At 51.9% G+C, this 12908-nt stretch carries 10 protein-coding genes and 1 pseudogene; 9 read left to right on the forward strand and 2 right to left on the reverse strand.

Annotated features, from left to right (window positions below; all coding sequences use genetic code 11):
- Nucleotides 1-116: 116 nt before the first annotated feature.
- The 8 genes and pseudogenes from ACTID9_RS06905 to ACTID9_RS06940 all read left to right on the forward strand — a co-directional run bounded on the left by ACTID9_RS06905 (nucleotide 117) and on the right by ACTID9_RS06940 (nucleotide 8874).
- Nucleotides 117-1382 (forward strand): sigma-54 interaction domain-containing protein, encoded by a 1266-nt coding sequence (locus ACTID9_RS06905; protein ID WP_441070495.1) that lies wholly within the window; start codon nucleotides 117-119, stop codon nucleotides 1380-1382.
- Nucleotides 1379-2185, forward strand: a complete 807-nt coding sequence (locus ACTID9_RS06910; protein ID WP_441070496.1) for a carbon-nitrogen hydrolase family protein — start codon at nucleotides 1379-1381, stop codon at nucleotides 2183-2185. The genes ACTID9_RS06905 and ACTID9_RS06910 overlap by 4 nt, the downstream gene beginning before the upstream one ends.
- A gap of 237 nt (nucleotides 2186-2422) precedes the next feature.
- Entirely contained in the window at nucleotides 2423-3118 is a 696-nt protein-coding gene (locus ACTID9_RS06915; protein ID WP_441070497.1) for a winged helix-turn-helix domain-containing protein, read from the forward strand.
- Between the two features lie 123 nt (nucleotides 3119-3241).
- A pseudogene (locus ACTID9_RS06920) lies at nucleotides 3242-3571 on the forward strand (two-component system histidine kinase PnpS); the annotation flags it as partial.
- Nucleotides 3572-3628: 57 nt separating this feature from the next.
- Nucleotides 3629-4900 (forward strand): two-component system histidine kinase PnpS, encoded by a 1272-nt coding sequence (pnpS, locus tag ACTID9_RS06925; RefSeq protein ID WP_441072465.1) that lies wholly within the window; start codon nucleotides 3629-3631, stop codon nucleotides 4898-4900.
- A 99-nt stretch (nucleotides 4901-4999) separates the two neighbouring features.
- Complete coding sequence (phoU, locus tag ACTID9_RS06930; RefSeq protein ID WP_122917797.1) at nucleotides 5000-5659, forward strand: phosphate signaling complex protein PhoU; 660 nt, start codon at nucleotides 5000-5002, stop codon at nucleotides 5657-5659.
- 108 nt (nucleotides 5660-5767) lie between these two features.
- Entirely contained in the window at nucleotides 5768-7894 is a 2127-nt protein-coding gene (locus ACTID9_RS06935; protein WP_441070498.1) for an RNA degradosome polyphosphate kinase, read from the forward strand.
- Nucleotides 7895-7929: 35 nt separating this feature from the next.
- Nucleotides 7930-8874, forward strand: a complete 945-nt coding sequence (locus ACTID9_RS06940; RefSeq protein WP_441070499.1) for a VanW family protein — start codon at nucleotides 7930-7932, stop codon at nucleotides 8872-8874.
- Nucleotides 8875-8987: 113 nt separating this feature from the next.
- Here ACTID9_RS06940 and ACTID9_RS06945 read toward each other — a convergent pair whose 3' ends face one another.
- The gene (locus ACTID9_RS06945; protein WP_441070500.1) at nucleotides 8988-9122 is read right to left on the reverse strand and encodes a hypothetical protein; all 135 of its coding nucleotides are present in this window, start codon (nucleotides 9120-9122) and stop codon (nucleotides 8988-8990) included.
- Complete coding sequence (locus ACTID9_RS06950; protein WP_441070501.1) at nucleotides 9088-10026, reverse strand: DMT family transporter; 939 nt, start codon at nucleotides 10024-10026, stop codon at nucleotides 9088-9090. Before ACTID9_RS06950 ends, ACTID9_RS06945 begins: the two co-directional genes overlap by 35 nt.
- Before the next feature lie 214 nt (nucleotides 10027-10240).
- Here ACTID9_RS06950 and polA point away from each other — a divergent pair, with 214 nt between their 5' ends.
- Entirely contained in the window at nucleotides 10241-12901 is a 2661-nt protein-coding gene (gene polA / locus ACTID9_RS06955) for a DNA polymerase I (protein WP_441070502.1), read from the forward strand.
- Nucleotides 12902-12908 lie beyond the last annotated feature (7 nt).

Raw genomic sequence — 12908 nt, forward strand, 5'->3', positions numbered from 1 at the left:
TACTTGTTTGTAGTATAAGAGCTTTTAGGCCTTTTTAGTATGTTACTATTTGGTATAATGAAATAAATCATTATAATGCGAAAAATCATTATCGCTGGGGAGTGATGGGAATCCGCATGTTTTCAGACATCAAAATACATGACAACTGGCTTGTGCATTCTGCAGGCAAGACCGTCGATTCCGTCCTCGGCAGCAAGCAGGAAGAGCTGCTGGAGACGATCTTTAGCAAGGAAAGCATTTCGTTCATTAAAAATATCGTGCACAAAAAAATCACCTCGCTGAAAGCGGAAGCGATCAGCCAGCTTTTGATCGCGCCGTTTCTTCTCTTAATCGTAAAGGAGCCGAGCAGAATTCTTACGGCTGTCAGCATGCAGGACACGAACCAGACAGGCGGCAGCGGCGAAGCGGATGCCGGCTCGATGGAGGCGTCACTGATTGCCCGCTCGCCCAAAATGCTGGAAATTATGGAGATTGTGCGTAAAATTTCGCACGTCGATTCAACGATTTTGCTGCTCGGCCGCTCGGGCGTCGGGAAGAGCGTGATCGCCAAGCTGATTCACAAGTACAGCAGCCGTTCGAACAAGAGCTTCATTCCCGTCAACTGCGGTGCGATCCCGGAAGCGTTGATGGAGTCGGAGCTGTTCGGCTACTCCCACGGCAGCTTTACCGGCGGAAAGCGCGGCGGAAAAAAAGGAATTTTTGAATCAGCGAATGAAGGGACTGTGTTTCTCGATGAGATCGGCGAGCTTCCCTTAAACCTGCAGGTGAAGCTGCTGGAAGTTTTGCAGGAAAACAGCATCCGGCCGATTGGAGCAAGCCGCCTGGTGCCGGTGAATGTCCGCGTGATCGCCGCAACGAATCAGGATTTGCTGGAGCTTGTTGCACAGAAAAAGTTTCGCGAGGACTTGTATTATCGGCTGAACGTCGTGCCGATCGAGATTCCTTCCTTGCGTGAGCGGCCGGAAGACATCGTGTATTTGGCGCGCCATTTTTTGACCCAGCGCGTAAAAAAATACGGGATCTACAAAACGTTTCATCCCGATGTGGAAGAGGTGCTGAAGCAGCACGAGTGGCCGGGCAATGTCCGCGAGCTGGAAAACTTGATCGAGCGGGTCTTCATCACAGCCGAGGAGAGCGAGATTCAGGTCAAACACCTGCCTGCCGCGTTTCATTCCCCACTGTCCGGCATTTTGCCGAAAAACGAGGCGACCGGGATCATTCCATTAAAAGAAGCAAAACGGCTGGTGGAAAAAGAACTGATTTTAAAAGCCTATGATTTGTATAAAAGCAGCTATCGGGTGGCGGAAGCGCTTGGGGTTGACCAGTCGACGATCGCAAAGAAGCTGAAAGAATTTCGAGAAGAGGATGGGAAACAGAAATGACAGTGACCATTGCGCTGGCACAATTAAAGGTGACTTCCTTTCATAAGCAGCTGAATTTGAACCGCGCCCTGGCGACGATTCAGACGTGCAAAGAAAAGCAGGTGGATTACGTGCTCTTTCCCGAGCTGTTTCTATCCGGTTATTTCATTCAGCAAAACATTCGCGAGCTGGCGGAACCGGCGGACGGGGAGAGTATCAAAAAACTCCAGGAAAAAGCCAAGGAGACCGGCGTCGGCGTCATTATCGGCTTTCCCGAGCGCGATGGGGAGAACATGTACAACTCGGCTGCTTTCATCGACCGGGATGGCACGCTGCAGGGCGTTTACCGCAAAGTCCATTTGTTTGACAAGGAGAAGTCGTATTTTACCGCAGGCGAGCATTGCCCGCTGTTCACGCTGCCCGGGGGCAAAATGGGCATGATGATGACCTATGATGTGGAATTTCCGGAAATGGCCCGCCTCTATGCGGTAAACGGAGCATCCCTTCTGTTCGTGCTGAATGCCCACCATGTTCCTTATGAGCAGCATCAGGAGATGTATTTGCGCGCCAGAGGTCTTGAAAACCAGCTGTTCATCGCGGCGGCGAATACGGTTGGGCTTCAGGAGATGACGCTGTTTTTCGGCGAAAGCGGGGTTATCTCTCCCGATGGCGATTATGTGGCGAGAGGCAGCAACAATGAAGAGCTGATCGTCGTGCCGATCGATCTGGGGGAGGTGGAGCGGTCGAGAGCCGAACGGCCGATGAAATATTTGACGGATCGCAAGCAGAAGGTGTATCAGGCGCACGGATTGCTCGCCGAATAGCTTTTTTCAAACGGACAAACCACATGGCAGATGTCATGTGGTTTGTTGTTTGTTGCTGCAGGATTTACCGAAAATTTACTTGTATCACATATTGTCTTCTGGCAGACTAATGAATGGGAAGGGAACATTTTTTCGCACAGATAGGACATCATGCCATTTTCCATCCGGATGAAGTGCAGCCAATGCTCCGCAAAAATGCTTGGCTGAGCCAAGTTTTCAATTAGGGGGTACGTAGAAATGACAAAAATTTTGGTTGTCGATGATGAACTATCTATCGCCAAACTCCTGCAGTTCAACCTTGAAAAGGCAGGGTTTGAAGTCGTGTCCGCATACGATGGAAAGCAAGCGCTTGAGATGGTCAGCCAAGAAAAGCCTGACTTTATCATATTGGATTTGATGCTGCCCAAAATCGACGGGATGGACGTGTGCAAAACGCTCCGCCAAGACCGGATCAATACGCCTATTTTGATGCTTACAGCCAAAGATGACGAGCTGGATAAAATCCTCGGACTGGAGCTGGGGGCGGATGATTATTTGACCAAGCCGTTCAGCCCGCGTGAAGTTGTGGCCCGTGTGAAGGCGATTTTGCGCCGGACCCAGGCAGCGCCGGATGCAGGCGGTGACGATGGCGAGGTTGTGCTCGAGTTCGGTACGATCAAGCTGTACCCGGAGAAATACGAAGTGTTCCGCGGGGAAGAAAAAGTGGAGCTGACGCCAAAGGAGTTTGAACTGCTGCATTACTTGGCGAGCCACCATGGCCGCGTACTGACGCGCGATCAGCTTTTGAACGCGGTTTGGAATTATGATTTCGTCGGTGATTCGCGGATTGTGGACGTGCATGTCAGCCATCTGCGTGAAAAATTGGAAGAAGATACAAAAAATCCGCGCTATATCAAAACGGTGAGAGGTCTTGGGTACAAGCTGGAAGGATAGCCGGGAGGAGGGATTCAGGTGACGCGCTTTCGCTTAAAATTAACTTTTACCATCCTGATTCTCATCTCTTTTGTCCTGTTGTTATTGGGCGGTTTTTTTGCCAAAGTCCTGGAGCGTTCCTATATGGAGACGCTCTCTGATTTATTGCGGAAAGAAGCGCTGCTGATTGCGGAAGCGGTACATGAACCGAGCATTTATAACAACAATGAGAAGCTGCGGGAACGGGTGTATGATTTCACGCAATCGACGGAAGCAAGGGTGACGGTGATCAACGCCAATGGAGAAGTGCTCTCGGATACGAATCATGATCCAAGCGACATGGAAAACCACTCCAACAGGCCCGAGTTCATCAGTGCGATGAAGGGTGAAACGGCGATGGCCATGCGATTCAGCGAGACGCTCGGCTATCAGATGATGTATATCAGCGCGCCGATCAAGCAAAACGGGATGGTCGTCGGCGTGGTTCGCTCTGCCATGTCCATGGAGAGCATCACCGATACGATTCACAGCATGTGGTACAGTCTTTTGACCGGACTCCTGGTGACGGTATTGATCGGGTCGCTGATCAGCGCGCGCATCGCTTCGAGCATTACGAAGCCGATCGAGGAGATCACGCGCGTGGCCCGCAACATTACGCAGCGCCAGTACGAAAGCCGCGTGCGTCTGAAGGCGAGCGATGAGATCGGTCAGCTTGCCTCCGCGATCAATTTCATGGCTTCCAGTCTGGAACAGCAAATGTACGAGATTTCCGAGAACCAGCAACGGCTGTCTGGCGTGCTGACGAACATGACCAGCGGGGTTATTTTCGTGACGGAATCGCGCCGCATCATGCTGGTGAATCCCGCGGTGGAAAAGCTGCTCGGCACAGCCGGACAGGATTTGGTCGGTAAGCTGCATATTGAGGCGGGGAAAAACTTCGTGCTCAGCCAGTCGATCGATAAATGCATTGATACGGGTGAAAAAATGCGGGAAGAGATTCATATTTACTATCCGGAGGAGCGGATTTTGGATGTGAATCTGGCGCCCTATATCAATTTCAAAGGCGAGAAAAAGGGCGTCGTGACGGTGCTGCATGACATTACCGAAATACGCAGGCTGGAAAAGATGCGCTCCGAATTCGTCGCCAATGTGTCGCACGAGCTGCGCACCCCGATCACGTCGATCAAAGGGTTTACGGAGACGCTGCTGGACGGTGCCATGCAGGATGAGGAGCTGTGCCGCAACTTCCTGCAAATCATTTCGGAGGAAAGCGAGCGTCTGTTCAGGCTGATCAGGGAAATTCTCGACTTGTCCAAAATCGAACAAAAGCGGATCGTCATGAACATGACGGAAGTAAACATCAACAAGCTGGTCGAAGGAACGGCTTCTCTTTTGCAGGAACAGATCCAACGTAAAGGGCTGCGGTTTATCATGCCGACGGTGAAAGATGTGACCATGGTCAGCGACCGCGACTGCATGAATCAAATTTTGCTGAATCTGATTACGAACGCCGTATCTTACACGCCGGAGGGCGGGACGGTGAAGGTCGAGGTCAGCAAGGATGAGCAAAACGTGACGATCGTCGTCGCCGATACGGGCATCGGCATTCCGGAAGGGGATATTTCGCGCATTTTTGAGCGGTTTTATCGCGTCGATAAGGCGCGTTCCCGCGATTCGGGCGGTACCGGTTTGGGGTTGGCGATCGTAAAGCATCTGGTGGATGCATTGCATGGCGAGATCGCCGTGCAGAGCGAGGAAGGCAAGGGCACGACTTTTATTTTGGTGTTTCCGCTTGATAAATAATTTTACGTAAACGATACAATTGCTTTAAATCAGCTACACAATTCTCTTGTACGATTTCAACTGTCAGAAAGAATGGGTTGAAATCCGAGGGGGAAAATCATGGTTGCCAGACATACCTTTGAAGAACAGCTTGATAGCCTTCATCGCAAGCTTTTGTCGATGGGATCGTTGGTGGAAGAAGCAATTCACAAGTCCATAAAAAGTCTCGTAGAGCGAAATCTCCAGCTGGCAGATGAAGTCATCAAGAGCGATGGGGTCATCAATTCGCTTGAAGCCGAGATCGAGAGCGGCTGCTTTCAGCTGATTGCTCTGCAGCAGCCGGTTGGAGGCGATCTGCGCAGGCTGGGGACCATGCTCAAGCTGGTAACCGACCTGGAGCGAATGGGCGACCATGCCGTAGCGATTGCGAAGACGACGCGCCGCTTGATGAATGAGCAATATGTGAAACCGTTGATCGATATTCCGCTCATGGCGGACCATGTAAAAGCGATGGTGCGCGACAGTCTGAATGCATACATTATCCGCGATACGGAGGCAGCGGCAGAGATCGCACTGCGCGACGATGTTGTCGACAAGCTGTTCTCTACCATTTTCCGCGATTTGATCGAGGTCATGAGCAACAAGCCGCAAGCGATCAACCAAGGGACGCATCTGCTGCTTGTCGCGCAGTATTTGGAGCGGATCGCCGACCATGTGACGAACATTTGTGAATGGATCGTGTACATGAAGACCGGACAAATGACAGATTTGAATAAATGACTACTCTCCCCAAAATAGATAGTTGAAGAAAAGATGCGTTCAGGTATCATAGATACTAGGGCATATAAACGGCAATAGGTTGTTTGTGCAAAAAAGGGGGAGAAACCGGTGGAAGAACGAGATTTTCTTCATCCGGAGTATTTTATTAATCGTGAAATGAGTTGGCTGGCGTTTAATGCTCGCGTGTTGGAAGAAGCATTGGACGAATCAAATCGGGTGCTGGAGCGCCTGAAATTTTTGGCGATCGTTTCATCGAATTTGGACGAGTTTTTCATGGTTCGGGTGGCAGGGCTGAAGGACCAGGTGAAGGCCGGATTCCAGAAGCCTGACCCGTCAGGAGCTACGCCCAAGGAACAATTGCGTATGATCAATGTTCGCACCCACCAAATGGTGGAGCGCCAGTACCGCTGCTTTCGGGAGGAAATCATTCCGGCTCTGGAGGAGCAAGGCATTTCCTTTGTAAAGCCGGAGCAGCTGTCCGAAGAGCAGGAAGCATTTATCGACAGTTATTTTGACAATCATATTTATCCGGTGTTAACCCCGCTAGCGGTCGACCAAAGCCGGCCGTTTCCGCTTTTGTTGAACAAAAGCCTGAATCTGGCTGTCATGCTGGAGCGCAAAAAAGCGAAATCCAGCAAAAAGGTATTTGCCGTCGTGCAAGTTCCCGCAGTTTTGTCACGATATATTGAACTGCCTAGCCCGGTGGGCAAGGTTTTCATACTATTGGAAGATGTGATCAAGAAATATAGCAATCGTTTGTTTAAAGGAAATGAAATCAGTTCCGTCTATCCGTTCCGTATTACGCGCAACGCGGATATGTCGCTGGATGAAGAGGGAGCCGAAGATTTATTGAAAGAAATCGAAAAGGAATTGCGCAAGCGGAAATGGGGCTCTGCCGTTCGCCTGGAAATCGACGGGCAGATGGATGAGGATGTAAAGACGATTCTGCAAGAAGCGCTTGAAGTCCACAACCGCGACATTTATCCGATCGAGGGCCCGATCGACCTGACGAAATTTTTCAGCTTTGTCCAATTCCCGGGGTTGGAGCATCTCCGCAATGAAACAAAGCAGCCGCAGCCGCCAGCCGATCTGATCGGGGAGGACGACATTTTCGAGGCGATTTCCGAACGGGACATTTTGGTGCATCACCCGTTTGAGTCATTTGATTGTGTCGTCGATTTCGTGACGAAAGCGGCGGATGATCCGAATGTGCTCGCGATCAAGCAAACCTTGTATCGTGTCAGCGGTGACTCGCCGATCATCAAAGCGCTGGCTTCCGCCGCTGAAAAAGGCAAGCAAGTAACCGTGCTGGTAGAATTGAAAGCGCGCTTTGATGAAGAAAACAACATCAATTGGGCGCGACAGCTGGAAAAATCGGGCTGCCAAGTCATTTACGGTTTGGTCGGCTTGAAGACACACTGCAAAATTACGCTTGTCGTGCGCAAGGAAGGCGATAACATTCGCCGCTATGTTCACTTAAGCACAGGCAATTACAACAACAGCACGGCACGGTTGTATACTGACCTCGGCTTGTTTACGAGCAATCCCGATCTCGGTGTCGATGCGTCCGCGCTGTTCAACGATCTGTCCGGTTATTCCGAGCCGCCTGAATGGCGCAAGCTGGAGGCCGCTCCGAAAGGGCTGCGCCGCAAGTATCTGGACATGATCAAGCGGGAGATCGAGACGCATACGGAGGAAAAGCCGGGACGGATCATCGCAAAAATGAATTCGCTCACCGATGAGCGAATCATTATGGCGCTGTATGAGGCTTCCTCAAAAGGCGTTCAGATCGATTTGATCGTACGCGGGATATGCTGTTTGCGACCAGGCATCCCAGGCGTGAGCGAAAATATTCGCGTCCGCAGCATCATTGACCATTATTTGGAGCACAGCCGTATCTTTTACTTTGCCAACGGCGGCAACCCGCGCGTCTATTTGTCCAGTGCGGACTGGATGACCCGCAATTTGGACCGTCGCGTGGAGCTTTTGTTCCCGATTGAGCAAAGCAATTTGGTACAGCGCGTGATCGACATCCTGCACGTTTATTTATCGGATAATACAAAGGCACGGGAGCTTGACTCGAACGGCATTTATCACCATGTACAGCCGGCAGAAAGCGAGCCTTTGATCAACAGCCAAATGTACTTTACACAGCTGGCGATTGAAATGACGGAGAGAAGGCAGAAAGAAACCTTTGCCGCTCCATACAAACCGGCGGAGGAATGGGTGCTCTAGGGATCGCTCATACTATGCAGGGGAGGTGAGCAATCATGTTGCTGACATGGGTTGCCAGCCTTCTCCTGCTAGGTTCAACCGTCAGCCCGCAGGGGCAGCTGACTCTGGAACTGGCGGGAGAACCGCTGGAAGTTGTAGAAAAGGAAGCATATCTACTCCCGGTTTCACCTGGATTGCCTGTCATTGATCCGGACAAGCTGGAGAAGCTTCTCACGAAAGTGGAGCGGCGCGTTTATCAGGAACCGAAGAATGCGACGACAGATGAGGCGGGCAAACTCGTCGCTGAGAAAAACGGGCGGCAGCTTGACCGTTTTGCTTTGGAGCAAGCTCTTTATCAAGGCATGTACGAAGGGGCTGGGACCAAGATCGATGTGCCTGTTCAGCTCATTTTGCCGCGTGTCGACCGGCAGCTGCTGGTGCAGCTGGCGGAGAAGCGGATCGGTTCCTACACGACCTATTTCAATACCAATAACAAAAATCGCGTGAACAATATTGCGCTTTCTGCCAAATCGCTTCATAACTACGTAGTATTTCCCGGGGAAGTTTTCTCGTTCAATAAAGTGGTCGGCATGCGAACGCGAGAGAAGGGGTATAAGGAAGCGCCGGTCATTGTGCGGGGGGAAATTTCCGAAGGTGTCGGCGGCGGAATTTGCCAAGTATCCTCGACTTTGTTCAATGCCGTTGATCGAGCGGGTTTACATATCGTGCAGCGGTATTCCCACAGCCGGCAAGTTCCGTATGTGCCGCCAGGCCGGGATGCGACGGTCAGCTGGTACGGCCCGGATTTCAAGTTTCAGAACAAGTACGCCTACCCGATTTTGATCCGCACGTATTCCAATTTTGGCCAGGTTTCCGTAACCATTCATTCCTTCAATGAAATCGAATATGACCCGCGCGTCGTCCCAGGCATGTTTACCGAGCTGTATGAAGTCGACGTTCAGGATCACGAAGCAGAAAAAAACACTCCTCCTTCTCCATAGCGGGAAAGGGAGTGTTTTTTTACAGATAGGAATTTATAAAATTCCTATCCAGTATAAGGGCAACCGCGGCTTCGCCAAAAGGCATGGCGCAGCCAGGTTTTTTAACAAGCAGCTTACAGCAGGTGTCTGACCCACAGCACGATTCTGCCGACGATATAGCCGAGCACGATCACCCAGAAAATTTTGCCCCAAACGGAGAGGCCGGCAATATATTCACGCAGGCTTTTGCGATTCGATGGCTGGTTCATTCGCGGTCGCTCCTTTCGTCATTTTATTGGTTTGCACGAACAGAAAGATTCCAAACAAGATGATAGCGCCGCCAACCCATTGCGGAACGGTGATGGTTTCGCCCAAAATGAAATAAGCCAAAATGGATGTGCCCACGGGCTCCCCTAGTATTCCCATGGAAATAGTCGAAGTATTTAACCATTTGATTACCCAGTTGAAAATGGAGTGGCCGAGGAGTGTTGGAATGAGAGCGAGACAGAAAAACCAAAGCCAGTCAGAGTTCGGGTATCCAGTCAGTTTGATCCCGAGCGATGCATCATAGGCAAATAAAAAGATCGAGCTTGCGGAATAGACGACAAGCGTGTAGGCGGTCAGCGAGAGTCCTTGGCGTACATATTGACCGATCAGCCAGTAAACGGTCACAGTGAGCGCACCGAGCAATGCCAGCACATCTCCGAAAAACGCCATGCCGCCGACGCGAAAATCTCCCCACCCGATAACAAAGCTGCCAGCGATGGCAAGGAATCCACCGCAAAGGCCAAGCTTGCTAACCCGCTCGCCAAAAAGGAAATAACCGCCAATAAAGGCGAAAATCGGCTGCAACGTCACCAAGACGGTTGAACTGGCGACAGACGTATAATTGAGCGATTCAAACCAGAGCAGAAAGTGGCTGGCCAAAAAAGCACCGGAAAGAAAGCTGAGCAGCCATTGTTTTCGATTCATTCGTAAAATCTCGCGAAAGATTCCTTTCGACCAGAACAGCATCGGAATGGTCAATAGCACGGAAAACGCGAGCCGATAGGTTGCCGTTATGGGAGCCGGTGCGCTCGACAGCTTGACAAAAATCGCTGAGGTGGAAACGGCGATCACACCGATCAACAGTGCCAAATAGGGCGGAAATGCAGGCTTTTGTTGCGTTTGCATGGGGTGTGGAACTCCTTTTTCTCTACGCATCAAACATAAGCGACCGCAAAGTCATTTCCTTCGCAAGGTCATAACCCCTATTCTACTGCTTGTCCCTTTTTCCGACAATCGTTTTGTCGCGCTGGAACAAATTCCATGCATCTTTTGCCTGATTTCTTTGCCCTATGGTATGATGAAAGGTATATGTGATAAGGATTTGAGAGGAGTCGAACGGATGGGCCATTTAGTGCTGATTGACGGAAACAGTATTGCGAACCGCGCGTTTTATGCGCTGCCGCCGTTATCCACATCCAGCGGATTGCACACCAATGCTGTGCTTGGCTTTACAACGATGCTTCTGAAAGTGTTGGAAGAAATGAAGCCGACCCATCTGCTCGTTGCATTTGATGCGGGGAAAGTCGTATTTCGCCATAGCGAATTCACTGAATATAAAGCAGGGCGGGCCAAAACCCCGCCTGAGTTGTCCGAACAGTTCCCTGTGCTGCGCGAACTGCTGGACGCGTTTTCGATCCACTGGACAGAATTGACTGGCTACGAAGCCGACGACATCATCGGCACGCTGACGCGCCAAGCCGATGCGAGCGGTCTTGCCACGACGGTCATTACCGGAGACAAGGACATGCTCCAGCTTGTCTCGCAGCATGTCTCCGTTGCATTGACACGCAAAGGCGTGAGCGAGCTGGAAATGTACGATGAAGCGGCGATTCGGGAAAAGTACGGGCTTGCACCGTCGCAGATCATCGATTTGAAAGGCTTGATGGGCGATACGTCGGATAATATTCCCGGCGTGCCGGGCGTTGGCGAAAAAACCGCATTGAAGCTCTTGCACGAGTACGGTTCGGTTGAAAGCGTCCTGGAAAACATCGATGCAATCTCCGGCAAAAAGCTGCAGGAAAACTTGCGCAACAACGTGGAGCAAGCCAAAATGAGCAAGACGCTGGCGACGATTTTCCGCGAGGCGCCGATTGAAATCGAAACGGAAAAGACGACCTATGCTGGCTACAATGGCAAGGTCTTGGTTGATTTTTTCAAAAAACTGGAATTCAAATCGCTGATTCCAAAAGTGAAAGTTTCCGCAGAGGATGAAGCGGCAGCGGAGGAAGCGAGCGGTGAACAAGCCCAGAGCTTTACGCATGAGGTCGTCACGCAGGAAAACCGCGATCAGTTCGCCCATTTGCTCGGCTCGCCGATGAGCTTCACCGTGGAGATTGACGGTGAAAACTATCACCGGGCGCCGGTGCTCGGCTTCGGGCTGGCATCTGCGGAGAAGGCGCTGTTTGTCCCGGTCGATGTCGCCGCAGGATGGGAAGCATTTTCTGCCTGGCTCGGCGATGCAAGCAAGGAAAAAATCGTCTTCGACGGCAAAAAGGATACGGTCGCATTGGCGTGGCACGGTCTTGAGCTGCGCGGCGCTACGCTGGATGTGTACCTCGCTTCCTATTTGCTCAATGCGGCGGAGAGCAATCCGACGCTTGCTGACGTGTCCGCACTTTACAGCGAGCTGCGCGTGGCATCGGACGAAGAGATTTATGGAAAAGGGGCAAAGCGCGCCTTGCCTTCCGCAGAAAAGCTGGGAGAGCATGTGGCTCGCAAAGCAGCGGCGCTTTGGCAAAGCATTCCGGCAGTGAAGCGCGAGATCGAGGCGCACCAACTCGAAGAGCTGCTGTTTACGCTTGAAGGTCCGCTCAGCCTTGTGCTCGCCCAGATGGAGCATACCGGCGTCAAAGTCGACGGCAGCCGTTTGGAAGCGATGGGGATCGAGCTGGACAAACAGTTGGAACAGCTGACGACCCAAATCCATGAGCAGGCGGGCGGAAGCTTCAATATCAACTCGCCGAAGCAGCTCGGAGAAGTGCTGTTTGACAAGCTGGGCTTGCCGGTTTGGAAAAAGACGAAAACAGGGCCGTCGACCAGTGCCGATGTGCTGGAAAAGCTGGCGCCGTATCACCCGATCATCGAGATGATCCTGCATTTCCGCCAGCTCGGCAAGCTGCGCTCGACGTATATCGAAGGGCTGCTCAAGGAAATCCATCCGAAAACAGGCAAGGTGCACACGCTGTTCAATCAGGCGACGACGGCGACCGGCCGTCTGAGCAGCACGGAGCCGAACCTGCAAAACATCCCGATCCGGTTGGAGGAAGGCCGCAAGATCCGGGAAGCGTTCGTCCCTTCCGAATCGGGCTGGTATATGCTGGCTGCGGACTATTCGCAGATCGAGCTGCGGGTGCTTGCTCACATTTCCCAGGACGCCAACTTGATCGATGCGTTCCAAAAAGGAATGGACATCCATACCCGCACCGCAATGGACGTATTCGGCGTGGCGGAGAATGAAGTGACCTCGCTGATGCGCCGTCAGGCAAAAGCGGTCAACTTCGGGATCGTTTACGGCATCAGCGATTACGGTTTGTCGCAAAATCTGAACATTACCCGAAAGGAAGCGGCAGAATTCATCGAGCGTTATTTTGCCGTGTTCTCCGGGGTGAGAAAATATATGGAAGACATCGTCAAGCAGGCCAAGCAGGACGGTTATGTGACGACCTTGCTGCATCGCCGCCGCTACCTGCCTGACATTACGAGCAGCAATTTCAACCTGCGTTCGTTCGCCGAGCGCACTGCCATGAATACGCCGATCCAGGGAACGGCCGCAGACATCATCAAGCTCGCGATGATCCGCATGCAGGAACGGCTGCAGGCAGAAGGCTTGCAAAGCCGCATGCTTTTGCAGGTGCACGATGAGCTTGTGTTCGAAGTGCCGGAGGATGAGCTGGAAACGATGCGCAAGATCGTGCCGGAGGTCATGGCCGCTGCGATCAAACTCGACGTTCCGCTGCAAGCGGATGTGAATGACGGCCGCACCTGGTACGAAGCGAAGTAAACGCGCC

Origin of the sequence: Brevibacillus fluminis, from assembly GCF_052072235.1 — a bacterium.
Taxonomy (GTDB): domain Bacteria; phylum Bacillota; class Bacilli; order Brevibacillales; family Brevibacillaceae; genus Brevibacillus_D; species Brevibacillus_D fluminis_A.

Coding starts and splice junctions, on each gene's coding strand:
- ACTID9_RS06905 (WP_441070495.1), top strand. CDS start 117: ATGTTTTCAGACATCAAAATACATGACAACTGGCTTGTGCATTCTGCA.
- ACTID9_RS06910 (WP_441070496.1), top strand. CDS start 1,379: ATGACAGTGACCATTGCGCTGGCACAATTAAAGGTGACTTCCTTTCAT.
- ACTID9_RS06915 (WP_441070497.1), top strand. CDS start 2,423: ATGACAAAAATTTTGGTTGTCGATGATGAACTATCTATCGCCAAACTC.
- pnpS (WP_441072465.1), top strand. CDS start 3,629: ATGTGGTACAGTCTTTTGACCGGACTCCTGGTGACGGTATTGATCGGG.
- phoU (WP_122917797.1), top strand. CDS start 5,000: ATGGTTGCCAGACATACCTTTGAAGAACAGCTTGATAGCCTTCATCGC.
- ACTID9_RS06940 (WP_441070499.1), top strand. CDS start 7,930: ATGTTGCTGACATGGGTTGCCAGCCTTCTCCTGCTAGGTTCAACCGTC.
- ACTID9_RS06945 (WP_441070500.1), bottom strand. CDS start 9,122: ATGAACCAGCCATCGAATCGCAAAAGCCTGCGTGAATATATTGCCGGC.
- ACTID9_RS06950 (WP_441070501.1), bottom strand. CDS start 10,026: ATGCAAACGCAACAAAAGCCTGCATTTCCGCCCTATTTGGCACTGTTG.
- polA (WP_441070502.1), top strand. CDS start 10,241: ATGGGCCATTTAGTGCTGATTGACGGAAACAGTATTGCGAACCGCGCG.